This window comes from Gordonia sp. G4 (assembly GCF_057770005.1).
Window position 1 is genome coordinate 1,946,779 of the sequence record NZ_CM173442.1, and the last position, 25,404, is coordinate 1,972,182.

The 25,404-nt window shown below is 67.7% G+C and carries 23 protein-coding genes and 3 tRNA genes; 16 read left to right on the forward strand and 10 right to left on the reverse strand.

The features are described 5' to 3' along the window. Positions 1 to 15 precede the first annotated feature (15 nt). The 3 genes from AC3B5T_RS08545 to AC3B5T_RS08555 all read right to left on the reverse strand — a co-directional run bounded on the left by AC3B5T_RS08545 (position 16) and on the right by AC3B5T_RS08555 (position 3,001). Complete coding sequence (locus tag AC3B5T_RS08545; RefSeq protein ID WP_055476096.1) at positions 16 to 816, reverse strand: ABC transporter permease subunit; 801 nt, start codon at positions 814 to 816, stop codon at positions 16 to 18. Then, positions 813 to 1,781 (reverse strand): ABC transporter ATP-binding protein, encoded by a 969-nt coding sequence (locus AC3B5T_RS08550; RefSeq protein WP_055476095.1) that lies wholly within the window; start codon positions 1,779 to 1,781, stop codon positions 813 to 815. The genes AC3B5T_RS08545 and AC3B5T_RS08550 overlap by 4 nt, the downstream gene beginning before the upstream one ends. A 122-nt stretch (positions 1,782 to 1,903) precedes the next feature. After that, positions 1,904 to 3,001, reverse strand: a complete 1,098-nt coding sequence (locus AC3B5T_RS08555) for a magnesium transporter CorA family protein (protein ID WP_488358516.1) — start codon at positions 2,999 to 3,001, stop codon at positions 1,904 to 1,906. A 152-nt stretch (positions 3,002 to 3,153) separates the two neighbouring features. Between AC3B5T_RS08555 and AC3B5T_RS08560 the strand changes: the two genes are divergently transcribed. After that, positions 3,154 to 4,401: a hypothetical protein gene (locus tag AC3B5T_RS08560; protein ID WP_488358517.1), complete on the forward strand. Its 1,248-nt coding sequence runs from the start codon at positions 3,154 to 3,156 to the stop codon at positions 4,399 to 4,401. Here AC3B5T_RS08560 and AC3B5T_RS08565 read toward each other — a convergent pair. Beyond that, entirely contained in the window at positions 4,375 to 4,884 is a 510-nt protein-coding gene (locus tag AC3B5T_RS08565; RefSeq protein ID WP_014925037.1) for an acyl-CoA thioesterase, read from the reverse strand. The genes AC3B5T_RS08560 and AC3B5T_RS08565 overlap by 27 nt on opposite strands. 190 nt (positions 4,885 to 5,074) lie before the next feature. Here AC3B5T_RS08565 and AC3B5T_RS08570 point away from each other — a divergent pair, with 190 nt between their 5' ends. Then, a complete protein-coding gene (locus AC3B5T_RS08570) occupies positions 5,075 to 6,052 on the forward strand; it encodes an alpha/beta hydrolase (RefSeq protein ID WP_488358518.1) in 978 nt (325 codons plus the stop codon). A 31-nt stretch (positions 6,053 to 6,083) separates the two neighbouring features. On the opposite strand, the gene hisC is transcribed toward AC3B5T_RS08570, so the two are convergent. Next, positions 6,084 to 7,151 carry a histidinol-phosphate transaminase gene (hisC, locus tag AC3B5T_RS08575; RefSeq protein WP_488358519.1) on the reverse strand — a complete coding sequence of 356 codons (1,068 nt, stop codon included), beginning with the start codon at positions 7,149 to 7,151 and terminating at the stop codon, positions 6,084 to 6,086. Between the two features lie 118 nt (positions 7,152 to 7,269). Between hisC and AC3B5T_RS08580 the strand changes: the two genes are divergently transcribed. Next, positions 7,270 to 7,361, forward strand: a tRNA-Ser gene (locus AC3B5T_RS08580). 53 nt (positions 7,362 to 7,414) lie between these two features. Beyond that, positions 7,415 to 7,490 (forward strand) — tRNA-Arg (locus AC3B5T_RS08585). 223 nt (positions 7,491 to 7,713) lie between these two features. Here the strand turns inward: AC3B5T_RS08585 and helR are convergent. Then, positions 7,714 to 9,861 carry an RNA polymerase recycling motor ATPase HelR gene (helR, locus tag AC3B5T_RS08590; RefSeq protein ID WP_488358520.1) on the reverse strand — a complete coding sequence of 716 codons (2,148 nt, stop codon included), beginning with the start codon at positions 9,859 to 9,861 and terminating at the stop codon, positions 7,714 to 7,716. Positions 9,862 to 10,432: 571 nt separating this feature from the next. Between helR and AC3B5T_RS08595 the strand changes: the two genes are divergently transcribed. Then, entirely contained in the window at positions 10,433 to 11,215 is a 783-nt protein-coding gene (locus tag AC3B5T_RS08595; protein WP_488358521.1) for a hypothetical protein, read from the forward strand. 161 nt (positions 11,216 to 11,376) lie between these two features. After that, complete coding sequence (locus AC3B5T_RS08600; protein WP_010843241.1) at positions 11,377 to 11,931, forward strand: putative glycolipid-binding domain-containing protein; 555 nt, start codon at positions 11,377 to 11,379, stop codon at positions 11,929 to 11,931. A gap of 13 nt (positions 11,932 to 11,944) precedes the next feature. On the opposite strand, the gene AC3B5T_RS08605 is transcribed toward AC3B5T_RS08600, so the two are convergent. Continuing rightward, positions 11,945 to 12,919 (reverse strand): prephenate dehydrogenase, encoded by a 975-nt coding sequence (locus AC3B5T_RS08605; protein WP_488358522.1) that lies wholly within the window; start codon positions 12,917 to 12,919, stop codon positions 11,945 to 11,947. A gap of 78 nt (positions 12,920 to 12,997) precedes the next feature. Here AC3B5T_RS08605 and AC3B5T_RS08610 point away from each other — a divergent pair, with 78 nt between their 5' ends. The 5 genes from AC3B5T_RS08610 (at position 12,998) to AC3B5T_RS08630 (ending at position 14,963) form a co-directional block, all read left to right on the forward strand. Beyond that, positions 12,998 to 13,540 (forward strand): tRNA adenosine deaminase-associated protein, encoded by a 543-nt coding sequence (locus tag AC3B5T_RS08610; RefSeq protein ID WP_014925043.1) that lies wholly within the window; start codon positions 12,998 to 13,000, stop codon positions 13,538 to 13,540. Positions 13,541 to 13,559: 19 nt separating this feature from the next. After that, positions 13,560 to 14,024 carry a nucleoside deaminase gene (locus AC3B5T_RS08615; protein ID WP_193748601.1) on the forward strand — a complete coding sequence of 155 codons (465 nt, stop codon included), beginning with the start codon at positions 13,560 to 13,562 and terminating at the stop codon, positions 14,022 to 14,024. A gap of 123 nt (positions 14,025 to 14,147) precedes the next feature. Then, on the forward strand, positions 14,148 to 14,417 hold the full coding sequence (locus tag AC3B5T_RS08620) for a hypothetical protein (protein WP_488358523.1): 270 nt from the start codon (positions 14,148 to 14,150) through the stop codon (positions 14,415 to 14,417). Between the two features lie 171 nt (positions 14,418 to 14,588). After that, complete coding sequence (locus AC3B5T_RS08625; RefSeq protein WP_055476094.1) at positions 14,589 to 14,798, forward strand: CsbD family protein; 210 nt, start codon at positions 14,589 to 14,591, stop codon at positions 14,796 to 14,798. A 77-nt stretch (positions 14,799 to 14,875) separates the two neighbouring features. Next, a tRNA-Ser gene (locus AC3B5T_RS08630) sits at positions 14,876 to 14,963 on the forward strand. A 65-nt stretch (positions 14,964 to 15,028) separates the two neighbouring features. On the opposite strand, the gene AC3B5T_RS08635 is transcribed toward AC3B5T_RS08630, so the two are convergent. Together AC3B5T_RS08635 and AC3B5T_RS08640 are read right to left on the reverse strand one after the other, a co-directional pair. Further along, complete coding sequence (locus tag AC3B5T_RS08635) at positions 15,029 to 15,709, reverse strand: MspA family porin (protein ID WP_231632726.1); 681 nt, start codon at positions 15,707 to 15,709, stop codon at positions 15,029 to 15,031. 47 nt (positions 15,710 to 15,756) lie between these two features. After that, the gene (locus AC3B5T_RS08640) at positions 15,757 to 16,425 is read right to left on the reverse strand and encodes an MspA family porin (RefSeq protein WP_055476106.1); all 669 of its coding nucleotides are present in this window, start codon (positions 16,423 to 16,425) and stop codon (positions 15,757 to 15,759) included. Between the two features lie 282 nt (positions 16,426 to 16,707). Between AC3B5T_RS08640 and AC3B5T_RS08645 the strand changes: the two genes are divergently transcribed. Further along, entirely contained in the window at positions 16,708 to 17,406 is a 699-nt protein-coding gene (locus AC3B5T_RS08645) for an AMP-binding protein (RefSeq protein WP_084817269.1), read from the forward strand. Between the two features lie 16 nt (positions 17,407 to 17,422). Here the strand turns inward: AC3B5T_RS08645 and AC3B5T_RS08650 are convergent, their stop codons facing one another. After that, the gene (locus tag AC3B5T_RS08650) at positions 17,423 to 18,925 is read right to left on the reverse strand and encodes a sigma factor-like helix-turn-helix DNA-binding protein (RefSeq protein ID WP_055476092.1); all 1,503 of its coding nucleotides are present in this window, start codon (positions 18,923 to 18,925) and stop codon (positions 17,423 to 17,425) included. A 274-nt stretch (positions 18,926 to 19,199) separates the two neighbouring features. On the opposite strand from AC3B5T_RS08650, the gene AC3B5T_RS08655 reads away from it, so the two are divergent. The 4 genes from AC3B5T_RS08655 to AC3B5T_RS08670 all read left to right on the forward strand — a co-directional run bounded on the left by AC3B5T_RS08655 (position 19,200) and on the right by AC3B5T_RS08670 (position 25,389). Next, positions 19,200 to 20,666: a class I adenylate-forming enzyme family protein gene (locus tag AC3B5T_RS08655; RefSeq protein ID WP_055476091.1), complete on the forward strand. Its 1,467-nt coding sequence runs from the start codon at positions 19,200 to 19,202 to the stop codon at positions 20,664 to 20,666. Between the two features lie 120 nt (positions 20,667 to 20,786). Then, positions 20,787 to 22,649, forward strand: coding sequence for a DUF3556 domain-containing protein (locus AC3B5T_RS08660; protein ID WP_055476090.1), 1,863 nt, complete (start codon positions 20,787 to 20,789; stop codon positions 22,647 to 22,649). Next, on the forward strand, positions 22,646 to 24,067 hold the full coding sequence (locus AC3B5T_RS08665) for a phytoene desaturase family protein (protein ID WP_055476089.1): 1,422 nt from the start codon (positions 22,646 to 22,648) through the stop codon (positions 24,065 to 24,067). The genes AC3B5T_RS08660 and AC3B5T_RS08665 overlap by 4 nt, the downstream gene beginning before the upstream one ends. Then, positions 24,064 to 25,389 carry a PucR family transcriptional regulator gene (locus AC3B5T_RS08670; protein ID WP_055476088.1) on the forward strand — a complete coding sequence of 442 codons (1,326 nt, stop codon included), beginning with the start codon at positions 24,064 to 24,066 and terminating at the stop codon, positions 25,387 to 25,389. Before AC3B5T_RS08665 ends, AC3B5T_RS08670 begins: the two co-directional genes overlap by 4 nt. Positions 25,390 to 25,404 lie beyond the last annotated feature (15 nt).

Consider the following 25,404-nt stretch of genomic DNA (forward strand, 5'->3'; position numbering starts at 1 on the left):
GAGCGCTGACCCGGCTCAGGCGATGTCCCGGCGGAATGTCGTGTAGCGACCGATCACCGCGAACGCCGCGATGTAGGCGAGCATGACCAGCGCGCCGGCCCATTGCGGGAGCAGGTCGTCGCTGCCGCCGCCCATCGTCGCGAAGAAGCTCGATCCGACGAGGGCGTCGGCCGCGGACCCGGGCAGGAACTTCGACACCGACGAGGTGGCGTCGAACGTCGCCAGGGCGATGCGTGCGATGGGTTCGACGAGTTGGGTGAAAGCCAGCAGGATGACGATGGCGGCGACCTGATTGGACACCACCGCGCCGAACGCCACGCCCATCGCTGTCCACAGCACCATCACCAGCATCGACAGGCCGATCACCTCGAGGGTGGAGCTGTCGTCGAGGAATGCGCCGTCCCCGACCGTCGCGAGGATCGGCGCGGCAGTCGCGACGACCGCCAGCGTGCCGAGGACGCCGTAGAGCAGGCCCATCGGAATTCCGGCGATCAGCTTGGCCACCAACAGGATTCCGCGTCGTGGTTCGACGAGCAGGCTCGCGGTGATGGTCTTGTGCCGGAATTCCCCGGTCACGGCGAGGCTGCCGATCACCAGCGCAAACACGTAGCCGATCGGACTCGTGAGCGCGTAGATCGAGCGTGCCAGGTCGGCGCCGACCAGAGTCGTCGGTTGTTGCACGGCGTTCTCGGTGGTCATCGAGAAGGCCAGTGCCGCACCGATGAAACCCAGGTAGACGACCATGGCGATGAGCAGTACCCACCACATCCTGGTGGAGGTGAACTTGCGGTACTCGGCGATCAGCGCGGCCCTCATCGGATCACCTCCGGCGAAGTCGGGCCGGCGGTCGGGGGACCGGGTGGACCGCTCGGGAAATGACTGGTGGGTGCGTCCGACGACTTCGTGAGGTGCAGGAAGACCGCCTCGAGATCGGCGCCGACATCGGCGAGCTGGTGGAGTTCGATGCCCGCGCCGAAGGCCGCGCTGCCGACCGTGGCAGCGCTCACCCCGGGAATCCGGAAACCATCGTGTGTGTCCTCTAGGTGCCACCCGCGTTCGCCCGCGAGCGCGACGAACGACGCACGTGACGGGGTTCGCACCACGACCGCGTGTTCGGCCAGGGCCTCGAAGTCGGACAGCGTCGACGCCCGAACCAGTTTGCCGTTGCCGATCACCACGACGTCGTCGACGGTGCTCCGCACCTCGGCGAGGACATGGCTGGAGACAAGCACCGTCCGTCCCTCGTGGGCGAGGGAACGGAGCAGGCCGCGTAGCCACACGATGCCCTGCGGGTCGAGGCCATTGGCCGGTTCGTCGAGCAGGATGATCTGCGGGTCGCCGAGCAGTGCGGTGGCCAGACCGAGCCGCTGTCGCATACCCATCGAGTAGCCGCCCACCCGGCGGTCCGCGGCCTGGGACAGTCCGACGAAGTCGAGCACCTCCCGGCACCGCGACGTCGGGACCCCGACCTGCGGGGCGAGTGCCTTCAGATGCCCGAGGCCGGTGCGTCCGGGATGGAAGCTCGACGCCTCCAGGGCGGCGCCGACGTGCTGGGCCGGCTGGGGGATCTGCCGGAACGGGCGGTCGCCGATGAGTGCGCGGCCTGCCGTCGGCTCGACCAGTCCCAGGAGCATGCGCAGCGTGGTGGTCTTGCCCGAGCCGTTCGGTCCGAGGAATCCGGTGACACGGCCGGGGGCGACGGTGAACGACAGATCGTCGACCGCGGTCAGGCTGCCGAACCGCTTGGTGAGACCGTCGATCGTGATCGCGGGTGACTCCATCGGTGCCTTCCGTAGGTGATGTGCGTACTCACGCTATCAATGTCAGCAGGTGCCTTCCGGGGATCGCCGCCGTAGCCTCGAACACGTTGCGGCGCAATATATTCCGGATGCCCCGCGTGTCGTCAGAGCCAATCGCGCCGGCGGAACGAAACGTACAGTCCCACAACCAGGATGAGGATCAGGGTGACGCTGGTGATGAAGCCGGCCGCCTTCTCGAAACCGGGGAACGGCACGTTCTGTCCGTAGAAGCCGGTGATGGCGGTCGGCACGGCGATGATCGCGGCCCACGCGGTCAGCTTCTTCATGACCGTGTTCAACCGGGCGTCGGCGAGGGTCAGGTTGGTCTCGAAGACGGTGGTGATCATGTCCCGCAACGACTCCGTCCACTCCGACGCACGCAGTGCGTGGTCGTAGAGATCGGAGAAATGCGGGTCGAGCTCGGGTGGCGCCTGGTTGTCGAACCGCCGTCGCTGGATACCGGCGATCACCTCACGCATCGGCAGGACGACCCGTCGTAGGACGACGAGGTCCTTGCGCAGGTCGTAGGTTCGGCGCTGCAATTCGCGACCGGGGATCCGCTCGTCGAAGAGCAGGGCCTCGAGATCTTCGATCTCGTCGTCCAGGCGCTGCACGGCGTCGAAATGCCCGTCGACGACGACGTCGAGCAAGCCGTGTACGAGCGCGCCGATCCCGTACTGCATGGCCCCGCTGTCCGACCATCTGCGAACGACCTCATCGATGTCGAGTGCCGGGGTCGGTCGCACGGTGATGAGCGCGTTGTGTTTGACGAAGACCGAGATGCGGTGCAGGTCGAACATCCGCGCCCGACCGTTCGCGGAGGAGCGGAATTCGGTCGCCGTGGAACCGCGGTCCTGGTCGTCCTGGTCGTCCTGGTCGTCGGACGGTGTGTCGCCGTCGTGCAGTGAGACCGCGTAGACCATCACGAAGGTGTGCCCGGTGTAGGTGACGGTCTTCACGCGTTCGGCCGCCGCGACGGTGTCCTCGATCGCGAACGGATCGAGATCGAGTTCGGCGGCGAGCCGGGACAGCGTCTCGTGCGTCGGACATTCGATATCCGCCCAGATCAGCTTGTCCGAATCCTCGAGACAGGTGGATATCTCCCCGAGGTCGAAGCCGTCCACCGGCTCCCCGTTCCGCCAGATCTGACCGCGGATGCGTTCGACGCCGCGAGGTTCCGACGCGTCAGAGGGCACAGTCATGTGGCCATCGTGACACCGCCGGGCGTGTTCCGGCGGTGCGACAGGCAGTCGCGATGTCGGCCACACCGGATGGTCGTCGTCCGCGGGTAGCATCGAAATCGGTGTCTGTGGACGGGCGCGGGCACCGATTCTCCAGGTAAGGCGGCGACGACATGGTCGACAGCAATCCCCGCGGACATCGGTTGATGCCCGCGCGCACGAGCGAACAGATCCGCGAGTGGTGCGATCGTTCGGCGGTGCCGGGTGAACGTCGTGAGCTGTCGGACACCGCGGCGCTGCTCATCGCGTCCGGATATCTCACCCCGGGTGGTCGGGCGATCGTGGTGCGCCGGATCTCCACCGGCCGGCCGATGCCGCCGATGTCCGCGGGTTTCGGCGACCTCCGCCGCCTGCAGCGCGCGATCGTCCAGATCGAACACCAGCTGTCGAGTCCGGTCGTGCCCGGCGTGGTCGGCGCCGTGATGCGCAACCGGCTCAACGGCCTGCAGCGGCGCCGCGAGGACGCCCGGAAACAGATCGTCGCCGCCAAGGGCGTGTTCGCCTCCGGAACCAGGGCCATCCGGCGCGAGCGTCGGGAGAACGTCTATCTCGAGATCGAGGAACGAGACCGCCTGTTCGCCGGTCTGCTGTGCACCCCGACCCCCAACGTCAACACGTCGAGCTACGTCCGTCGCGCCGGAACCGCCGCCTTCGACCGGATCGCCGGTGTGGTCGGCCAGGTGGCCGCGAAGTCGGGCAACTCGCAGGCGGGGCAGTGGGCTGACCAGTTCCTGTCCGGCGTGCGCGAGGCGCCGGGCGGTGCCTCCCCGGCCGGAGCGCCGCGCGCCGCGGCCTTCGTCGACGGCTACGAGACGCTGTTGTTCATCACCGGTCATTACTACGACCGCATCCTCGGCAACCCCGCGTGGCGCTCCGATCATTTCGAGGTCCAGCGCACCCAGGTGAACCTGCACGCCGAGGTCGCCGAGATCGCCGCCGACGTCATCGCGCTGCGAGCCGTGCGCATCGATCTCGACCGGGCCAAGCGAAACGGCGGCTTCGACCGCACCTTCGCCGCGCAGATCGATCAGCGGGAGACGACGCTGCGGCCGGTGTGGACCGAGCTCATCGACCGCGTCCAGGCGCTCGGCGAGGTGGCGCACGTCGTCGAGTCCGCGGCCGTCGAACTCCAGGTTCTCGCCGAGTACAACAAGGCGGCCACCCTGGACGATCGCATCGACGCGCTGATCGCGAGGTCGGGAGACCGGGAGATCTCCGTCGACAACGCCAAACGTCTCACCGAGCAGGTCCGCAGCGGCGAGGAGCAGTTGCGGATCTATCGAGATGTGTTGCAGGGCAACATTGCCCGAATCTCGCCGGCGGTGCCGCGGGAGCTACCCGCCCGCTACGAGCCGTCGTGAGGCGGCGCTGAGGTAGCTCTTCTCGGAGGGCGTCAGCCGCCGCAAGGTGTGCTTCTCGATGTCGACGACGGCCATCTGGGTGCTCGCCACGCACGCCGGCCGGCCGGCGGGTTCGGCTCCGGCGCCGCGGATCTCGTATCCGATGGTGAAGTCCACGGAGCGAAAACCTTTGATCCACATCCCGATTCGCAACGGAGAATCGTCGTGGCGCAGCTGGGCCTGATACCGGATGTCGACGTGCACGATCATCGCGCTCGTGATCAGGGGGGCGTAGTCCTCGCCGGCGCTCAACAGCCACGCGATGCGCGCCTCTTCCATCAGCGTGACCATCCGTGCGTGGTTGATGTGGCCGAAGGCGTCCATGTCCGACCACCGCACCCCGACTTCGGCGACGAAGGCGAAGTCCTTCGGGCCGAGTCCCTCGGCCGGCGCTGTCTCGTCCGGTCCGGGGAGTTGATGGTGAACAGAACGTGAACTGGGCATCGTCGACTTTCCTCGGCGGTCCCGGTGTCCGTGAGATGCCGTGGTCACGACCTTCCACTCCGCTGTACGCCGGGTAGTCTGTGAGTCTAGATGTCCGCGCCGCTCGGATTCCGACCGGCGCGGACGCGCACGTGGTGACACGACGGGTCCGGGTGCGCTCGGGGGGACTGTCGGCGAGGGAGTTGGCGAGATGTCGAGGCGGTTGATCGCGGGCCTGGTGTGCCTGATGGTGGGGATTCTGTCGACCCCGGCCATCGCCGACGCTGCTCCCAGACAGGTCGCGCGGATCGCCAAGTCCGAGAAGCTGAGTGCACTGCGTACCGACATCTGGGTGTTCTCGCCGGCGATGAACGAGCGGATCAAGCTGTCGGTGCTCACCCCGGTCGGCGGCTCGACGCCGCGCTCGACGGTCTACATGCTCGACGGCGCGGGTGCCGAGGGCGAGGTCAGCGACTGGATCACCAAGGGCCGGGCCGGTCGCTTCTTCGCCGACAAGAACGTCAACGTCGTGCTCCCCACCGGCGGCAAGGGCACGTTCTACACCGACTGGCAGAAGAAAGACGCGGCGCTCGGCAAGCCGATGTGGGAGACCTTCCTCACCAAAGAGCTGCCCCCGCTGATCGACGACAGATTCGACGGCAACGGACGCAATGCGGTCATCGGCTTGTCGATGGGCGGGCAGGCCGCCTTCTCGCTGGCCATCCGCCATCCCGAGATGTACACCGGGGTCGCCTCGCTCAGCGGCTGCCCGCCGGTGTCCGGACCGGTCAACGAGGCGTATGTCCGGACCACCGTCGGCCGTGACGGCGGTGACGCCACCAACATGTGGGGCCCGTTCGGTTCGGCGGGCTGGCGCGCGCACGATCCGAGCCTCCATCTGGACCGGCTGCGGGGCAAGAACATCTTCATCTCGGCCGGGTCGGGTGCCATCGGACCTCTCGACCTGCAGCGGCAGATCGAGCCGGACGAAGGTCCGCGCGAGGTCGTGACCGCGTCGTCGTCGGCGCTCGAACTGGGCGCCTACCGGTGCTCGCTCGAGTTCGCCATCACGCTGCGCGCCGCGGGGGTGCCCTACACCGACGGATTCCGCCTCATCGGAACCCACACCTGGGCGTACTGGGAGCGCGACCTCGCGGTCCTCTGGCCGACCATCGGTCGCGGGCTCTAGTTCGGCCGCGGCCGCGGGCCGACCCCGAGGGTCAGCTCCGGGGCCCGTCCCAGCTCTCGGCGAACCGCAGGAACACATCGACCTCGTCGGCGTTGGTGACGGTCACCCGCACGCCGTCACCGGCGAAGGGGCGGACCACCACCCCGGCGTCGACGCAGGCGCGTGCGAACTCCGACGACGCCGCGCCCAGGTCGAGCCACACGAAGTTGGCCTGCGAGTCGGGCACCCGGTATCCGGCCTCGCGCAGTCGGGTGGTGACGCGGGCGCGTTCGGCGACGACCGCGTCCGTGCGGACCAGTAGCTGGTCGCCGGCATCGAGGCTGGCCAGTGCCGCGGCCTGCGCGACGCTGCTGACCGAGAACGGGACGTGGACCTTTCCCAGAGCCGTGATGACCTCCGGGTCGGCGATCGCATAGCCCACGCGCAGGCCGGCCAGTCCGTACGCCTTGGAGAAGGTGCGCAGCACCACCAGGTTGGGGAACTCGCGCCGGAGTTCGAGCGCGTCGTACGCCTGGTTCGACGGCAGGCGCAGGTACTCGAAGTACGCCTCGTCGAGTGCGACGACGACATCCGACGGCACGCGCTGCAGGAAGTCACGGAGGTCGGCCGCCTCGACCACGGTCCCGGTCGGGTTGTTCGGGTTGCACACGAAGATCAGCCGCGTACGGTCGGTGACCGCGTCGGCCATCGCGCGCAGATCGTAGGTCAGCTCGCCGGTGAGCGGGACCTGGACCGGTGTCGCGCCCGCGACGCGGGTCGCGAGGGGGTAGGTCTCGAAGGACCGCCACCCGAAGACCACCTCGTCGCCCGGTCCGCTGGTGACGAGGATGAGGTTCTGGCAGAGGATGACCGACCCGCACCCGACCTGGATCTCGTCTTCGGTGACGCCGAGGCTCTTGGCCAGCGCCGCGGTCAGCTCGACCATCCCGTTGTCGGGGTAGCGGTTCACGGCTGCAGCGGCGGCGGCGATGGCGTCGATGACGCTCGGCAGCGGACCCTCGGTGACCTCGTTGCTCGCGAGCTTCACCGCTCCGGGAAACGTCTTGCCCGGCACGTACACGGGAAGGTCGTCCAGATCGGGGCGGATTCGCAGGCTCACCCGACCAATGTAGGCCGCGGTCGCGTAGGGGCGGAAACCGGCTCTGACCAACCGGTTTGCTTGTGGCCGCGAAGGGTGTGTAACCTTTCGACTCGGCAGTTCGAAAGGACTCCGCCGAGGAGGCGTGCCAGAGCGGCCGAATGGGACTCACTGCTAATGAGTTGTCTCGCTAAAACGGGACCGGAGGTTCAAATCCTCTCGCCTCCGCCAACCGCAGTCGGCCGACCGCGGTACAACTGAAGAGCACGACAACTGAATATCACGCGCCCGTAGCTCAACGGATAGAGCATCTGACTACGGATCAGAAGGTTTGGGGTTCGAATCCCTACGGGCGCACCACAGAGGCCCGTCACCGATCCCGGTGGCGGGCCTCTTCTGTGCACGCCGGAACCCTGGGTGGGTGGACGAGGTGCCGGTGCACACGTTCTGGGTCACGACGACCATCGGGCGGCGATCGGAGTGGCCCCGTCGGTTCCGATGATCTGCCGTGATGCCATCCATCCTCGCCGGCGTCCGTGGCGTCGACACGAGTACGGCACTACCCCAATCGGTGCGGGGGCGACTACGCGCGGAGGATGACCAGCTGCTGTGTCGCCCGTGTCATCGACACGTAGCGGTCGACGGCACCTTCGGTCCCGGGGCCGAACGAGTCCGGATCGACGAGCACCACGAGATCGAATTCGAGTCCCTTGGCGAGCGTGGGGGTCAGCGACCGCACGCGCTCGGTCCCCGCGAAGTCCCGTTCGCCGATCACGCATGCGATCCCGTCCCGATGTGCCGACGTCCAATCGGCGATCACCGTGTCGAGGTCGGCGCGAACGCCGAAGGTCACCGGAATGCCCGACCGCCGAACCGAAGTCGGGACATTCGCATCGGGAAGCGCCGCGCGGATGACGGGTGCGGCCGCATCCATGATCTCCTCCGGGGTCCGGTAGTTGATCGTGAGTCCCGCCTCGGTGACGTCACCCAACCCGACGCGACGAAGCCGCTCTTCCCACGATTCGGTGAACCCGCGCCGGGCCTGCGCGCGGTCTCCGACGACGGTGAAACTCTTCGACGGACAGCGATCGATCAGCATCTGCCACTGGGCGTCGGTCAGTTCCTGGGCCTCGTCGACGACGATGTGCGCGAACGGCCCGGCCAGCGGCCCGGCGGTCTCACCGACGATCTCGTCCCCGAGGTTGTCACGCAGGTTCTCGTGCCGCAGCATCGCCATCAGTCCCTCGCCGTCGTCGTGGACCTCCGCGGCGATCAGGTCGTCGACCACCTGGTCGATCTTCTCGCGCTCGGCCGTCATGGCCGTGCGCTGCCTGCGACGTCGGGCCGCCGCCGCCGGATCCCCGATCCGCCGATGTGCGCGGTCGAGGACCGGCAGGTCTGCATCGGTCCAGGCGTGCGGGGTGGCGCGCTGGAGCACGCGTACCTCGGCGGGGGACAGCCACGGCGCGCACATGCGGAGGAAGGCCGGCACCGACCACAGGTCACCGACGATCTCGGCGGCGTCGAGCACCGGCCACGCGCGCGAGAATGCCGTCACGAGTTCGGCGTTCGCCGCCAACGCACGACGCAGCGCGTGGTGGGGCACGTCGTCGTCGTGTCGCGAGGCGATGATGGACACCAGTTCCTCCCACACCTCGTCGCGGGCATCGTTGTGCGCTGTACCGTGTTCCGGCACGTCGAAGGCGTCCGCCCAATCGGTCGGTGTCAGAGTCGTCTCCGCCCACGGAGTCTCGACCACCAAGGGCGTCGTGGGCGGTTGCTCGTAGAATCTCACCGCCGGTTCGACCGCCTCGACCATCCGAACCGATGACTTCAATCGCGCCACGTCGACGTCGGTTTCGGTTGTCGCCGAACCACCTTCGACGACGAAATCGGTGAGAGTGCATGTCTGGACACTCTCCTCGCCGAGACTCGGCAGCACATCGGCGACATAGGAGAGGTAGGGCCGGTGGGGTCCGACGACGAGCAGCCCGCCGCGATTGCCCGCAAGGCGCGGATCGGCGTAGACGAGGTAGGCGGCACGATGCAGCGCGACGACGGTCTTGCCGGTCCCGGGACCACCGTCGACGACGAGGGCGCCGTGCGAGCCGGCTCGGATGATCGCGTCCTGATCGGTGGCGATGGTGCCGAGGACATCTCGCATCCGCGGGGAACGACTGGCGCCGAGGTCGGCGAGGAAGGCCGACTGCTCGTCGAGCGCGGCGTGCGAGGCGAGCACCGCGGGGTCGTCGACGAAGACCTCGTCCCAGTAGTCGGTGATCCGGCCGTGCGTCCAGCGGTAGCGGCGTCGGCTCACCAGTCCCATCGGGTCTCGACGGGTGGCGGCGAAGAACGGCGCGGCCAGCGGGGTGCGCCAGTCGACGAGCAGGGTCTCGCCGGCAGAGTCCGTCAGTCCGAGCCGCCCGACGTACAGGATGTCCCCGTCGTCGCGGACCAGCCGTCCCAGGCACAGGTCGAGGCCGAAGCGCCGTAGGGGTCGTATGCGAGAGCCGAGCTGATGGATCTCCATGTCGCGGTCGACGGCCCGCCGCCCCTTGCCGCCGGCTTCGCGCAGCAGTCCCTGCAGGCGTTCCTCGGCGTCCGTCAGAGTGCGCCGCAGACTCGTGGTGATCGAGGTGAGATGTCGGGTGTCGTCGGCGATGAGGGCGGGATCGTTCTTCGGGGACAGTTGGTCGGGGAGGGCGAACACAACGGTGGTCGTCGAACTCACGTCGGCAGGGGCTTCGGGTACTGAGGGCACAGATAGGACTCCGAATCGGCAGGCGGCGGGGTTGTCTCGGCAGGTGAGAGAGCGATTCTGCACCGCGAGGGGGGCCTTGCGGCAAGCCCCTGTCCAGGGCTTATGGTGAAAGGGGAAAAGAGATCGCCGCCCGCCCGGGTGAAACGGACTCCAGTCCCACTTGACCCGATCAGCCCATCACCTGTTGCAGCCTGGTGTGCTGTATGTGAAAGTACTGTCAGTTCACTACGGTGAACTCCTATCGGTGGGGCCTGTCAGGGGGCTGCCGCCCCCGAAGATCTGGGGGTGGGGCGGCAGCGCGGCCACGGTTCTCCATTCCCGGTCATCTCTCCCGTTCCGGGACTCATTCGACCAACTGGTCCTTTGTCAGCGTGGCGTCGCCGTGGCCTGCGGCTTTCCGATCGCCGAGATGAGCATCCGAACCCGCGTCGTAAGGTCGGAGATGGAATGACACGCGGCGTCGCGCCGGTCCGCCCGGTTGCAGCCGGTGCCTCGACGCGTCGTCGACGACGACGCTCACGATCTCGACCGGAGGCCGACGATGGGACAGCCGTACGGGGGCCGTGACCCCGGCGCCCGCGATCCGCGGCACCGCGACGATGCCGGCGGTCAGACCGGCGGGTCCCCACGTGATCTGTACGGACAGCCCGTCGCACCGCAGCTCTATCCGCCGCTCGGGTACGCCTCCGACGGCACCCCGCTGTTCCGTCCCGGCCAGCCGACGAACACCGAGCTGACCAGGGCCGAGCGCGCCGAGCGTGCCGAGGGCGAGCGGATTGCGACCGCCGAGCGGGAGGCCGACGACGCGGACGGCCGGGCGGGTTCCCGCGTTCTCGGAGTACCCACCGCGACTCTGGTCCTGACCTCGGGGATGGTGGTGCTGCTCGTGGTGGCCTTCGTCGGATTCCTCGGACTCCGTCAGGGGGCCGAAGAACCCCTCGCGGATTCGCCGCTCACCACCGACACGATGCCGATCCCGCGTACCTTCGAACCGCCCAGCCTCACCCCGCCCGAGCCGGGACAACAGCTCCCGGGGCAACCCGGTGAGCGGATCGACCCGCAGAACAAACCGGTGACCTACGAGGCGACCATCGACGGGCAGGCCACCATCCTGTACGTCGACGATGCCGGGTTGCGCTCCGAGTTCGCCCCGACGAATCCGTGGACCGTCCAGTTCACCGGTGGGATCAATCCGCTGCGTCTGCTGGTGATCGCGGGGACGGGTAGTGCGGTGACCTGCTCGATCACCGTCGACGGCGAGGTGGTGGTGGAGGACACGGTGACGCCGTCGTCCACGCGTCGCACCGCGTCCTGCATCGCCTGAGCCGTCACGTTCCCGTCATCGCGAATCCCGCGTGTCGGTGGGGTGACCTGCTCGTCCGATGTGTGATCGGGGCCGTGGCTCGCTACCTTGGTCACGTGAGTTCCCCGCAGACAGCCCCAGACAGTGGTCAGTCTTCCGCCCCCAACGACGAGTTCAAGACGATGCTCACGTGGCGAGGCGAAGACACCGATCGACTCGAACAGGTCCGCCTGGTCGTGTCCGGCGCGCGCCTCAAGGCATACGGACGGATCATCGCCGCGGCGACCGCCGACCACGAGGCGTTCTCCGCGTCCTATGAGCTGCAGACCACCGACGCCGGTGTGGTCAAGCGGCTGACCGTGCACCTGGTGCGCGCGGACGGGGAGACGCAGTTCGGCATCACCCGCGACGACGAGGGCACGTGGCTGATCCGACGCCCCGACGGCGAGACCACCCGTTCTGATTTCGACGGCGCCGAAGACGTGGACCTCGCGTTGTCGCCCATGTTCAACTCTCTGCCGATCCGACGCCGCGGCCTGTCGGCGTCGACGCCCACAACGGTCGAGGTCCCGGTCGCCTACATGTATCTGCCCAGCGGCGACGTGAAGCCGGCGACGATGTCGTACACCCCGGGCAAAGACGGCTTCCGCGTGGTGTCGCCGCTCGCGACGACGACGATCACGGTCGACGAGAACAACTTCGTCGTCGACTATCCGGGTCTCGCGCGGCGCGTCTGAGCCCTGCCCGGGTTCAGCCCACCCACACCCGGCCCTGGTGGGCCTGACGGCGGAGTTCCTGCTGCCAGCCGTCGTCGCCGACGGTCACCCCGGAGATGACCTCCGCGGTCCCGGAGTGCAGCTGCTCGTACGCAGCCCGGGCGCGGTGTCCGTCGTCGACGAGCACTTCGACGGTTCCGTGGTCGCGCAGTTCGTCGCGCACGGCGATGAGGCGGTCGATGGTCTCGCTGAGGACGTTGAGCACGGCGATGCCGTTGGCCTCGATCATCGCTCGCTGCAGGGCGGGTGCCGTGCCGGCGACCCGGGTGCCGTCGCGGAAGCTACCGGCCGCCAGGCGCAGCGCGAGGTCGCTCTCACCGGCCCCGACGGCGGCCGTTGCCGCGGCGGTCAGGTGCGGTAGATGGGAGATCGCGGCGACCGCCCGATCATGCGCATCGGGGGCGACCGGCACCACCCGTGAGCCGACGGCCACGGCGAGCGCGGCCACCGTGAGCCAGTCGTCGGACGGGGTGTCGTCTGTTGTGGTGACGGCCCACATGGCTCCGTCGAAGAGGGCCGCGTCGGTTGCTGCCCAGCCCGACGAGCTGGTCCCCGCCATCGGATGACCGCCCACATACCGCCCACCGGGATGCAGGTGGGCGAGGACGCGCGCGACTTCCTGCTTGACGCTGATGACGTCGGTGACAAGGGCGTCGGGGGCGTGCTCGGCGATGGCGCTCACCAGCGGCTCGATCGTCGTCACGGGTGTCGCCAGCACGACCAGTGCGTCCGACGACGCCGCGCGGCCAAGTGTCGCAACGAGATCCGAGGACGCGTCGTATCCGTCGCGCGTGGCGGCATCGACGGTCGCCGTCGACCGGTTGTAGCCGAACGCCTCGTGTCCGGCGTCGTGCAGGGCCCGCACGAGCGAGCCGCCGATGAGGCCCAGGCCCAGCACGCATACCGGTCGGGGGAGGGTGAGAGCGGGGGACGACGGCGCGGCAGTCACCCTGACACGTTCCCATACCGGTCACGCACGGTGAACCGGGACTTGGGAGTACCGGTGATAGGGGCTACGGTTTCCTGCATGGCCGGTGCCGGATTTGGGAAGTCGGGGTCGAACGCGCAGGACGTGGACGACGACATCGACGGTTTTGCCGTGGCGGTCGTACGCGACGAGAGTGGCTGGAAGGTCACCGCGATGAAGCCGTCTGCGCTCTCCGACCTCGAGGACGCCGAAACCCAATTGCGTGAGCTGCGTTCCGCGGGCGCGGTGTTCGGGCTCCTCGATGTCGACGACGAGTTCTTCATCATCGTGCGGCCGTCCCCGACGGGAGCGCGTCTCCTGATCTCCGACGCGACCGCCTCCGTCGACTACGACATCGCGGTCGACGCGCTGGACGCCCTGAACGTCGAGGTGCCCGACATCGATCCGGACGAACTCGACCAGATCGATCCGTGGGAAGAAGGGGACCTCGGGTTGCTCGCCGACCTGGGACTGCCCGACGCGGTCATGAGCGTCATCGTCGGCGACACCGATCTCTACGCCGACGAGCAACTCGGCATGATCGCCGCACGGCTCGGCTTCGCCGACGAGCTGGGCAAGGTCCTCGATTCGCTCGGCCACTGAGCCTGTCGGCATCCGCGCGATGAGTGCGCCCCCCTGGGAATCCATGGTTCGTGCCGCACTCGACGCGGCGACGCTGTCGGGGACCGACGACGTACCCATCGGTGCGGTCGTGTTCGACCCGGAGGGCGTCGAATTGGCCCGCGCGGCGAACCGCCGGGAGGCCGATGGCGATCCGACGGCACACGCCGAGGTCCTCGCGCTGCGTGCGGCGGCGCGGGCGTTCGGTGACGGCTGGCGGCTCCCGGGGTGCACGATCGCGGTGACCGTCGAACCCTGCACCATGTGTGCGGGCGCGATCACGCTGTCCCGGGTCGACGCCGTCGTGTTCGGAGCGTGGGAGCCCAAGACGGGTGCAGTCGGCTCGTTGTGGGACGTCGTGCGCGATCCACGGCTGTCGCATCGCCCCCAGGTGAAGGGCGGCGTCCTCGAAGACGAGTGCCGCGCGCTCATGGTCGACTTCTTCGCCACCCGCCGACACCCGTGATCGCGCGCGGTCTCGGGGTCGCGCAAGGACAAGATCGGTGAGATCTCAGGGTGCGGACCGGTGGTCGTCGCTGCGCGGTCCTGGCAGATTGGAATGCAGCACCCCGACCCGCGAGGAGTAGTCATGACCGATCCGTCCGACAAGGTGACCGCGGCCTTCGACACCGCCAAGGCCAAGATCAACGAGTTCGCCGAGAGCGGCAAGGTGCAGGAGGCGCTGGGAACCGCCCGCGACAAGATCGACGAGCTCGTCGAGAGCAAGCAGGTCCAGGATGTCCTGGCCACCGCGAAGGACAAGCTCAACGACTTCGCGGAGAACGAGAAGGTCCAGGAGGTGTTCAGCACCGCCAAGGACAAGCTCAACGAGGTGTCGGAGAAGTTCACCAGCCGCTGACAGGCCGCTGACCTGCGTTCCTGCAGCTCAGTGTGCACCTGTGGCACGGTGGGAGGCAGGAGTCCGCTCCTCAGGCGGCGCCAGTGTCGAGCAGCCGGCGCGACGGTCGTCGCCGAGTTCTTCCACATCGGACGGCACCCGGCCGCGCCGAACCTCAACCCAGGAGGCTTCATGGGAACCACGGACGACGCCAAGAACAAGGCCGAAGAGCTCAAGGGTCGCGGCAAGGAAGCCGCGGGCAGCCTCACCGACGATCAGGACCTCAAGAACGAGGGCAAGGGCGACCAGGCGCAGGCCCAGGGCAAGCAGAAGATCACGGACGCCGCCGATGCCGTCAAGGGCAAGATCGACGACGTCAAGGACAAGCTGACCGGCCACTAGTACACCCGCCGCTCGGCGCCTGTACGCCTGACCAGCCGATTTAAGTCTGACCGCAGGTCTGCGGTACAGTCTTCGGCGGTGGCGTGTCCGAGCGGCCGAAGGTGCAGCACTCGAAATGCTGTGTGCGGTAACCCCGTACCGAGGGTTCAAATCCCTCCGCCACCGCCGGAAATGGCCCCCCATCCTCACGGGTGGGGGGCCATTTCGCTGTCCGGGTCTGCGCCGTCGAATCAGCCGAGGCTGAACGGTTTCCCGTATACGGCGATCGACTGCGACACGTTGTCGGTCGTGACGCTCACCTTGGCGTACGACCGGGCCTGTGCGTAGCCGGCGCAGCCGTTCACCATCATGGTCTCGTTGGTGTAGGCGAGAGTTCCCTTGCCGCCGGCGAAGCTGATCGACGACGAGTGGCCGGCCGCGCCGAACGCGTCCTTGTACTCGCGGTCGTTGATCACGTAGTTGGCCGCCTGGCCGGGGCCGATGGTCACGCCGGCGCCGGTCTCGGCAGTCGCGGTCGCGCTCTGGAGGTCGTAGTTGGGCGCGGAAGCGCCGGCTCGGCTGTTCGAGTTACCGCCGAGCGTGAGCTGGCAGCCGACGATGTAGCCTGCCCCGACGCCGATCTTCGCCGCCTTGTCGGACGTCGACACCACGTACTTGCCGGACACCCATGCATTGCGGTGCAGGGGCGTGCTGCCCATCGACGGGGTGATTCGCGCGGATTCGTTGCTGCGCGTGATGGTCACTGTCGTACCGTCTTTCAACGTCTTCGTGACGGATTGACCGGGGAGTTGGACGACGGTGTCGGCCTGTGCGGGTGCCGCGGTCAACGCGGGTACCAGTGCCGCGCAGGCGAGTGTGGTTGTGGCCGCGAGGATACGGGTGCGCGCGGTGTGGCGCTGGGGGGCGGTCATGGGAGCTCCGATTCGGCGAGTCATGGTCATGGTCAACGGTTTCGCGGTCAGCCGATGGAGAACGGCTTGCCGTAGAGGTTCACCTTCTGGTGCACCTCGCCGGTCGTCTCGATCGTGGTGAACGCACGCGCCTGGGCGTATCCGCCGCAGTTCTGCACATCGATCTGCGCGTCGTCGTAGCCGAGGTGGTAGGTGCCGGCCTTCTCGATGTTCTTGGTGTTCAACACCACGAACGTCACGTCGCCTGCAGCCAGCGGGACGGTCAGGGTCCCCGACAGGGACGGTGCGGTCGGGGTCAGCGATCCGGACAGACCGCCTTGGAGGCCCTTGATGTTCACCTGGCATCCGATGATGTAACCGGTGGATAGGGTGGCGGCGGCGCCGTTCGTCGCGGTGCCGTTGCTCCCGGGAAGCGTCGTCTCGCCGGCGGCGCCGACGCTCGGTCCTGCCTTGGCGGGCTTGAGATTCGGTGCATACAGCGTGATCTGACCGCTGACCCAGGTGGTCCTGGACACGCCGTTGGCGGCCATCGAGGCAGACACCCGTGCGCTCTCCTCGGACCGTACGATCCGGATGCCGTCACCGGTCGCGGTGCCGTCCGGAAGGCGGACGAATGCGTCCGCACCCGCCGACGCGGCGCCGGCGAGCAGCGCGGCGGTCACCGATCCGCCGATTAGTGCGGACAGTCCGACGGCCCGCAAGGTTCGTTGTGTCATCTCGTGCTCTCCTCGTTTCATCTACCCGCCCGAGGACGGGATGTCGCATGCGTCGAGAACTCATCGCAGGGGGATGGGCCCGTCAGCTGCGGCAGGGTGGCGATCGTTGGTGAACGTACCCTAAATACGAGATGAGTGAAAAACTATGTAGGGGGTTGACACCCTCCCGACTGGTAAAGGTAGCCTAACCTTTGCAAGGCGTGAGGATCTTGCCGGCGCGCGCTGGTGGTCTCGCACGCGAAGGTCTCGAGTTCGGTTGCTTAACAGTCGAACTCGCTGTACATGCGGGGACGTGTGATTCGGACACCGGTATCGTGTTCGCTGCTGAGTGCAGCCCACGACTCCCACGGTGCGCTGCCCGCGGTGCACACCGGCGATGCCGTCATAGATTTCGAACGGTTCTACGAGTCCGTGGAGTGGATGGCCGAGCAGCTGGCCTCCTGCGGGGTCACCCCGGGGAGTCGGGTTGGTCTCGCGATCCACACGGGCTGGGAGTTCATCCTCGCCTGGCATTCACTTCTCGAGGTCGACGCCGTGACCGTGCCGATCGTCCTCGACCCACGCCGCGCACCGGCCGGATCGGACGACATCGGCTTCGTGTTCGCCCACATCGACCAGTGCGTCGAGGTCGAGGATCTCGTCGAAGCCGTTGTGCACCAGAGTCGCTCCCGCGCGATGTACCGGGTTGCCAACGACTTCGTACTCGCCGCTCTCGGCGGACCCGATCCGGTGCGTGGGGAGGGTGGCCTGCTCGCCGACCTCGACGCGGGGTCTCTCGACACTGCACGCCAACTCGTCGCCGAGGCGGAATGGGTGGCCGAGCACGACGGGTTGCATCGTGGTGCACGTGTCGGACTCGAAGGGGATCTCGGCACCCGCGAGACCATGGTCCGCATCCTCGCCTGTGCGTCGGCCGGCGCGTGCGTTGCGGTCGATGCCCCGTTCGGGGTGCCCGACTGGGGAGCCCCGGCCGCTCGGTGACCGGGCGTCCGAAGCCTCAGCGCATCGCGGCGACCCGGTCGGCGAGGTCGGCCTCACGGCGTCGGACGAGGAGGTCGACAACGTCGTCGGTTGTTGAATCCGGTGGGAGCCAGAGCGATTCCGCGAGCACTCGGATGAGGCGAGGTCTGGTGAGCCGTGCCGGGCGACGGCCTATTCGAGTCAGGATGGCGGCGGTCGGCGACGCGGTGGAGAGCTCGGCCCGTCGCAGGGCGAACGTGCGCGGCCCGAAGTCGAAGAACACCGGTGTACCCGGTGCGAGTTCGAGTGCGTCGATGAACCGTCGGATCGAACCGGACCGCGCCTGGACCGACGCCCACGTGAAAGTCTGCGTACCCAGCGAGGTCTCGAGGGTGACCGGGGAACCAGGTGCGATGCCGAGGAGGCCGGCGACGGCGCTGGGGATGTTGAATCCCGTTCCGCGACATTGTGCGGGCGTGATCGTCGTGGCCCAGTGCACGAGGTCGTCCTCGCGATACAGACCGCGCGTCCGTCCCGGGGTTCGCCGGGGGCGGCGCGCCCGCTCGCGCCGGGTGACGACGCCGCCACGTATCTGGAACTCACCGGCGCCGGCGTATGCGCGGATGGTGGCCTCGCTGACGTCGTGTCGGCCGCGGATCGTCGCGATGACCTCGTCGATGGGTGCGGCCCCGTCACCGTCCGCCAGGATCGCACCGATCTGCAGGTGCACCGGCTCGTATCGCGGAAGGCCCCACTCGGCGAGACCGTAGCGGGTGCGGTCGGTCTTGACGATACGCGAATCCGACGCCAGTGCGTTGCGAATACTGTTGTGGGCGCGCGGAATCGCGGAAGTCGCATCGACGATCTCGGCGAAGGTCATTGCCGCGCCGCGTATCGAGAGCACCGCGGCGACGATCTCGCCCGTGGTCGACCGCGTGGCGATCGCATGACCGTCGATCAGTTCGTACCCCACCCGCCGCAGCCATCGCGCGGCCGAATCGTCGGACAAACCCAGATGATCGGCGATCGTGGTGATCGGAGCCACCCCACCGGGAAGCGCCGCCTCCGAGACGGCCGACTTCGTGAACTCGGCGACCGAGCGCAAGGTGCCCCGGATGATCCAGTCCTCGCTGGTACGCAAACCCGACGCCGCGGCCACCACCCGCCAGCAGGGGGCTTCGGCGTCGCCCACCGGCGATCCCGCGAGAGTCGAGTCCGCGGTGAGCTGGACGGCGTCCGCGAGTGGAGCGGCCCGCAGGTTGATCGTCGCCGACAGCTGGGCGAGAGCACGATCCGCGTCGATCAGCGAGGCCAGGCGGTGTCGGATGGACCGGTCGATCTTGGTGACGCGCTCGCGCGACAGTCCGAGGAGGTCGGCGACCTCGGCCTGCGTACGAGGTCTGCCGGCGTAGATGCGCTCGGTGAGTACCCGCCGCTCCTGGTCGGTGAGTGCGGCGTCGAACTCGGCTACCGCGGCGAGCGCGCGCAGGTCGCCCGGGGAACGTCTCGACGACGAGGGTCCGTCGGCGTGCGCGGTCATCGGTGAGGCTTCCTCAACGGGTCTGGGTGACGTCGGTGGAACGATGGCCCGGCTCGAGTTCGGGGGAGCGCTCGCGGGGCCCGCGCTGAGCACATCACAGGCTACCGGGACATGGCGGATGGACCGCTCGAACGGACGACGGTGCCCTCGGTCCGGATTGTCCCCCGAGCACAAAGGTCGGGACGAAGTCTGGCCTCAGCGACCGTTTCCGTTCCGCTCGCATTTTCATAGTGTTCTGGATCACATCGACGACGAGGATCTTGGAGGCACCCCGGTGACCAGCACGTACTTCGCATGGGATCTGACCCACCGCGACGACGCCCCGTGTGTTCGCGATGACGTTCTCGCGCTGGACTACGCCGGCTTCGCCCGGCGTGTCGAGGGTCTCGCCGAACAGCTCACCAGCCTTGGCGTTCGACGGGGGGACGTGGTGGCGACCTTCCTGCCCAACAGGGTCGAACTCCTCGTGACGTTGATGGCGGCATGGCGGATCGGCGCGGTCGCCACACCGGTCAACCCGGCCTTCACCTCCGAGGAGGCCGAGTATCAGCTGGCGGACTCCGGGACACGAGTCGTGATCGGCACCAGCGCCGGAGGAAGTGGGCCCGGCCGTGTCCATCTCGTGGCCGATGAGCTGGCGACCGCGCCGAGTCCGGGCTGGCGGGGGTCGGATCCGCCGGCAGCTGATGATGACGCACTGCTGGTCTACACCTCCGGTTCCACCGGCAGGCCCAAGGGCGTCCGGTTGTCGCACGGCAACCTGCACTACATGGCGTCGACGATGGTGACGCACTTCGGTCTCACCGAGGCCGACCATGCGCTCCTGGTGTTGCCGCTGTTCCATGTGAACGCCATCTGCGTCAGCTTTCTGGCCCCGATGCTCGCGGGCGGACAGCTGAGCATCACCGGACGATTCTCGCCGTCCCGGTTCTTCGATGACGTCGCACGACTCACCCCGACGTATTTCTCGGCCGTACCAACGATTTACGCGCTTCTCGTATCGCAGGACGGGCTCACCGCCGAGGCCACCGGTCCCCTCCGGTTCGCGGTGTGTGGGGCCGCCCCGATCTCCAGGGAACTGCTCGACCGGGTCGAGGGCGCCTTCGGAATACCAGTCGTCGAGGGCTACGGCCTGACGGAGGGCACCTGTGCGTCGGCCTGCAATCCGGTCGACGGGGTCCGCAAACTCGGGACCGTGGGCCCTGCGCTTCCGGGTCAGCAGATCGTCATCGTCGACGAACAGGGCGCGGAGGTGCCCGTCGGCGAAATCGGTGAAGTCGTCATCAGTGGACCGAATGTCATGCGCGGCTACCTGAACCGGTCTGAGGAGACCGCGGCGACCATCGTCGACGGCCGGTTGCACACCGGTGACGTGGGCCGCCTCGACGGGGACGGCTACCTCACGCTGGTGGACCGGATCAAGGACATGATCATCCGGGGCGGGGAGAACATCTACCCCAAGGAGATCGAGAACGCCCTCGCCACCCATCCCGACGTACTCGAGTGCGCGGTCGTGGGGGCGCCGGACGAACTCTACGGCGAGCTGCCCGTCGCGTTCGTCGTCGCATACCCACACCGCGGAGTGGACGCGGAGGTCCTGGGTGATCACCTCGCCGACCGGCTGGCAAAGATCAAGCGACCGAGCATCATCCACATCGTCGACGAACTCCCGCGCAATCCTGTCGGGAAGATCGACAAGCCCGCGCTGCGGTCGGGTCTCCGAAGTCCGCAGACCGTCTGATCCCTCACTCACCCGCCCGACCCCCGCGCCCGTCCGCGGCGCCGAGGGCGGTGAACCGCGCGCCGACACCGGCGATGGCGCACCACCCGACAACAGACAAACGACAAGGAGTGCACAGCAATGGGATTCACCCAACCAGACTTCCCCCAGGTAAAACCGGAGACATTCCTCCAGCGGCCGTTCTTCGACCGGATCCGCGTCCTCGGGGCACACTGGGCCGATCATGGCTTCGGCACGCCGAAGATGGTGCATCTGATCTATCTGATGAAGGTCTTCGTCTTCTACGGCGGCGTCGGGATCGCGCTCGCGACCCTGACATCCGGACTCGATCCGCTGCACGTGGCCGAGTGGTGGAACCAGCCGGTCGTCTATCAGAAGTTGGTCTTGTGGACCGTTCTGGTGGAGGTCCTGGGTATCGGGGGGTCGTGGGGACCACTGGCCGGTCATTTCAAACCCATGACCGGTGGGTTTCTGTACTGGCTTCGTCCCCAGACCATCCGGCTCCCACCGTGGCCGGGGAAGGTGCCCTTCACCAAGGGGGACTCCCGCACCGCGTTCGACATCGCGGTCTACGCCCTGATCCTCGCGAATCTCGCTGTGGCGATCGCGCTTCCGGGAGTCGCATCGAGTTCACTGGACTCAGCGATGAGTGACAACCAGGGCCTGGTGAACCCCGTCCTGATGTACCCGCTCATCGCGCTGCTCGTGGTGATCGGCCTGCGCGACAAGGTCATCTTCATCGCCGCGCGCTCCGAGCAGTATCTCCCGGCGATGATCTTCTTCGGCTTCCTGCCGTTCCTCGACATGATCCTGGCGCTCAAACTGCTCATCGTGTCGGTGTGGGTCGGCGCCGGTGTCTCCAAGCTGGGACATCACTTCTCGATGGTGATCCCACCGATGCTGTCGAACACCCCGTGGGTGCCGAGCACGAAGATCAAGCGGGCGCACTATCGCAACTTCCCCGAGGACATGCGGCCGTCGAAGCTGGCCGGGGGCGTCGGGCACGTCCTGGGCACCATCGTCGAGGTCGTCACGCCGCTGGTCCTCCTGTTCTCGACCAGCAAGACGCTCACCGTGGCCGCGGTCGTCCTCATGGTGTGCTTCCACTTGTTCATCCTGTCGACCTTTCCCCTGGCCGTTCCGCTCGAATGGAACCTGCTCTTCGCGTATGCCTCGGTGTTCCTGTTCCTCGGCTTCCCGGCCTGGGACGGTTACGCGCTATCCGACACATCGATGCCGTGGGCGATGGTGCTGATCGGTGTTGCGCTCTGCTTCTTCCCCGTACTCGGCAACCTGCGTCCAGACCTGGTCTCGTTCCTTCCGTCGATGCGGCAGTACGCGGGTAACTGGGCATCGGCCACCTGGGCGTTCGCACCCGGTGCCGAAGAGAAGCTCGACCAGCACATCGTGCGTCCCGCGAAGAACACCCGCACCCAGCTGCTCGGGTCGTATCCGGCAGACGTGGCCGACGTCGTGATGCACCAGCTGCTGGCGTGGCGTTCTCTGCACAGTCAGGGCCGAGCGCTGTATTCGCTGATGATCCGTCACCTCGGCTCGGACATCGACACCTACACACTGCGCGAGGCGGAGTTCTCGTGTAACTCCCTGGTGGCCTTCAACTTCGGTGACGGTCACCTCCACGACGAACGGCTCATCGCGGCTCTGCAGAGGCGGTGTGACTTCGCGCCGGGCGAGTTCACGGTGGCCTGGATCGAGTCCCAACCGATCCACCGGGGAACACAGCGATTCAAGGTGATCGACGCGGCGCTGGGCGTGATCGAGACCGGGACCTACCGGGTGACCGATGCGGTGAACGAGCAACCGTGGCTGCCGAACGGCCCCATTCCGTTCCAGGTCGACTGGACCCTCGACGTTGACGCTCACCGCGCCGTCACCGATCCTGAGGTGGTGCATGAACCGCAGATGCGCTCCGATGATCGCAGCGCGACGCCGGTCCGGCTGACCGATCAGGCGCCGCAGTGACCACAGCTGTCGTGGTCGGCGGCGGGCCCAACGGGCTCGCCGCCGCTCTGCACCTGGCGCGCAACGGTGTCGACGTGCAGGTCCTGGAGGCGGCCGACACCGTCGGCGGTGGGGCACGGTCGGGGGAACTGACGGTGCCGGGCGTCATCCACGACCACTGTTCGGCTTTTCATCCGCTGGGCGTGGGCTCGCCGTTCTGGGCCGAGGTGGGTCTCGAACGATACGGGCTGGCGTGGAAGTGGCCCGAAGCCGACTGTGCACATCCTCTCGATTCCGGCGACGCCGGCCTGCTGTTCCGGTCGATCGACGCCACGGCGGCGGGATTGGGCGCCGACGGACCGCGCTGGAAGGCGATGTTCGGTGATCTCGCCGAGCATTTCGATGACCTCGGCGACGATCTGCTCCGCCCGATCGTCCGCGTACCCGGTCACCCGATCCGGCTCGCGTCGTTCGGGCCCCGGGCCATCCTGCCGGCCACCGCGCTCGCCCGCTGGTTCCGCACCGAGCGGGCCCGTGCGCTCTACGGCGGGATCGCGGCACACCTGTTCTCCCGCTTGGACCGGCCCCTCACCGCTTCCCTCGGGCTGATGATCGCGGCGAGCGGACACCGCTACGGCTGGCCGGTGGCCGAAGGCGGATCGGGAGCGATCACCGCGGCGATCGTCGGGGCGCTGCGGGATTCGGGCGGCAAGATCGAGACCGGGGTCCGGGTGAGCTCGCGTGCCGACCTGCCGCCGGCGGACATCACGCTGCTGGACTTGTCCCCGGCCCAGGTTCTCTCGATCTTCGGCGACGAGATGCCGACCCGAATTCGCCGCTCGTACCGGCGTTATCGAATCGGGTCGTCGGCATACAAGGTCGACTTCGCGATCGACGGTGACATCCCGTGGTCGAATCCGGAGTGCCTGCGCGCCGGGACAGTGCACCTCGGCGGAAGTTTCGACGAGATCGCGCACGCGGAGCGACAGCGAGCGGCAGGGGTGATGGTTCCGCGGCCGTTCGTCCTGCTCGGCCAGCAATACATCGCCGACCCCGGTCGCAGCGCGGGCGGGCTCAATCCGATCTATGCCTACGCGCACGTCCCTCGTGGCTTCGACGGTGATGCCACCGAACAGGTCGTCGCCCAGATCGAGAGGTTCGCGCCCGGGTTCCGCGACCGGATCGTGGCGACGGCGAGCGCGGGTACCGAACAGCTTCACGCATCCAACGCCAACTTCGCGGGTGGGGACATCATCGGCGGAGCGAACGACGGCCTGCAGATGGTCCTGCGGCCCCGGGCAGCGCTCGATCCGTACGCGATCGGCGTTCCGGGCGTGTACATCTGCTCACAGGCCAGTCCGCCGGGTGCCGGTATCCACGGGTTGTGCGGCTACCACGCCGCGGAGTCGGCGCTGCGGTACGCGCGGTCGTCACGATGACCGCCTCGCGACCGTCGCGGGCGCTGCGGACTCCGGCGGGGGACGCCGCGCGCGACCGGCTTGCAGGGGTTCCCGCGTCCGCCGGGTCCGAACTGCTCGAGCAAGCAGCTGTGATCGCGAAGGCACTGCAGGACAACGTGTCCGACATCGTCTCCGAATTGAGTGCCATGATGGCCCGCGAGATCGATCAGCTCGACACAGACCCCAAGCTCGTGGAACTGCTCGAGGCGAGTGTGCACGGCAACGTCTCCACGATCATCCACGTCCTCGCGAACGACATCCCGATCGAGCACCTGCAACCGACCACAGCCGCGGTGGAATACGCACTGCGACTGGCACAACGGGACGTGCCCTCGAACTCGCTCGTCCGGGCCTACCATCTGGGGCAGAACAGCGTGATGCGCCAATGTTATCGACTGGTCGAAGATCTCGACCTCGATGCCGGGGAATCGATGGCGCTGACACGGCACATCTCCGACGTGTTGTTCGGTTACATCGACTGGATCTCCCTGTACGTGTTCGAGGCGTACGAGGACGAGCGTCGGCGATGGCTGGGGGTCGAAGGGAACGTCCAGTCAGCGGCCATCCTCTCGTTCCTCGACAGTGCCGAACCCGACGAGCGCGCATTCGAGTCCGAGACCGGGTACCAGCTCGACCGGCGTCATCTTGCGCTGATCCTCTGGTCGTCCGAGGACGAACCGCGCGAACTCATCGGGCTCACCCATGCGGCCCGCGAACTCGGCGCCCGACTCGGCGGGGGCGTCACGCCGATCGTCACCGCCATCGACCGTTCGACCGTGTGGGCGTGGATTCCGCTGACCGGTAGGGACGTCACCGACGACTCGTCGGTGATCACGGTTCGCTCAACCGTTCCGGCGGGTGTCCGCGTCGCGGTGGGGATGCCCGCATCCGGGGCACGGGGCTTTCGGCGAACGCACGAGCAGGCGCGCGCCGCCTACTCCGTGGCGTCCATGCCGGGTGGTGCGGCGGACCGGGTGATCGGATTCGGTGACCGGGGCGTGGCCGTGGTGTCTCTTCTGGCGCAGGATCTCGAGTCGACGCGTGCCTGGGTCCACGAGGTCCTCGGTGGGCTCGCCGAGGACACCGCCAACGCCTCCATGTTGCGGGAGACGCTCTCGGTGTACCTCGCCACCAAGGAGAGCCATCTCCACACCGCCGAACGACTCAACCTTCATCGCAACACGGTGAAGTACCGCATCGGCAAGGCACTCGCCGAGGTCCCGGGAGACCGTGACCGCCTGGATCTCGCTCTGGCGCTGACGGTCTGCGAGTTCCTCGGCCCGGTGATGTTCGCGCGCTGAGTGTCGGTGGCCGGT

What these genes read in the sequence shown, in the direction of transcription:
- AC3B5T_RS08555 (WP_488358516.1), bottom strand. Translation starts at nt 3,001, where the DNA reads ATGACTGTGCCCTCTGACGCGTCGGAACCTCGCGGCGTCGAACGCATC.
- AC3B5T_RS08600 (WP_010843241.1), top strand. Translation starts at nt 11,377, where the DNA reads ATGCTCACGTGGCGAGGCGAAGACACCGATCGACTCGAACAGGTCCGC.
- AC3B5T_RS08660 (WP_055476090.1), top strand. Translation starts at nt 20,787, where the DNA reads ATGGGATTCACCCAACCAGACTTCCCCCAGGTAAAACCGGAGACATTC.
- AC3B5T_RS08645 (WP_084817269.1), top strand. Translation starts at nt 16,708, where the DNA reads ATGCGGGGACGTGTGATTCGGACACCGGTATCGTGTTCGCTGCTGAGT.
- AC3B5T_RS08545 (WP_055476096.1), bottom strand. Translation starts at nt 816, where the DNA reads ATGAGGGCCGCGCTGATCGCCGAGTACCGCAAGTTCACCTCCACCAGG.
- AC3B5T_RS08550 (WP_055476095.1), bottom strand. Translation starts at nt 1,781, where the DNA reads ATGGAGTCACCCGCGATCACGATCGACGGTCTCACCAAGCGGTTCGGC.
- AC3B5T_RS08610 (WP_014925043.1), top strand. Translation starts at nt 12,998, where the DNA reads ATGGCCGGTGCCGGATTTGGGAAGTCGGGGTCGAACGCGCAGGACGTG.
- AC3B5T_RS08640 (WP_055476106.1), bottom strand. Translation starts at nt 16,425, where the DNA reads ATGACACAACGAACCTTGCGGGCCGTCGGACTGTCCGCACTAATCGGC.
- AC3B5T_RS08565 (WP_014925037.1), bottom strand. Translation starts at nt 4,884, where the DNA reads ATGCCCAGTTCACGTTCTGTTCACCATCAACTCCCCGGACCGGACGAG.
- AC3B5T_RS08560 (WP_488358517.1), top strand. Translation starts at nt 3,154, where the DNA reads ATGGTCGACAGCAATCCCCGCGGACATCGGTTGATGCCCGCGCGCACG.
- AC3B5T_RS08570 (WP_488358518.1), top strand. Translation starts at nt 5,075, where the DNA reads ATGTCGAGGCGGTTGATCGCGGGCCTGGTGTGCCTGATGGTGGGGATT.
- AC3B5T_RS08635 (WP_231632726.1), bottom strand. Translation starts at nt 15,709, where the DNA reads ATGACCGCCCCCCAGCGCCACACCGCGCGCACCCGTATCCTCGCGGCC.
- AC3B5T_RS08625 (WP_055476094.1), top strand. Translation starts at nt 14,589, where the DNA reads ATGGGAACCACGGACGACGCCAAGAACAAGGCCGAAGAGCTCAAGGGT.
- AC3B5T_RS08615 (WP_193748601.1), top strand. Translation starts at nt 13,560, where the DNA reads ATGAGTGCGCCCCCCTGGGAATCCATGGTTCGTGCCGCACTCGACGCG.
- AC3B5T_RS08650 (WP_055476092.1), bottom strand. Translation starts at nt 18,925, where the DNA reads ATGACCGCGCACGCCGACGGACCCTCGTCGTCGAGACGTTCCCCGGGC.
- AC3B5T_RS08620 (WP_488358523.1), top strand. Translation starts at nt 14,148, where the DNA reads ATGACCGATCCGTCCGACAAGGTGACCGCGGCCTTCGACACCGCCAAG.
- AC3B5T_RS08670 (WP_055476088.1), top strand. Translation starts at nt 24,064, where the DNA reads ATGACCGCCTCGCGACCGTCGCGGGCGCTGCGGACTCCGGCGGGGGAC.
- AC3B5T_RS08595 (WP_488358521.1), top strand. Translation starts at nt 10,433, where the DNA reads ATGGGACAGCCGTACGGGGGCCGTGACCCCGGCGCCCGCGATCCGCGG.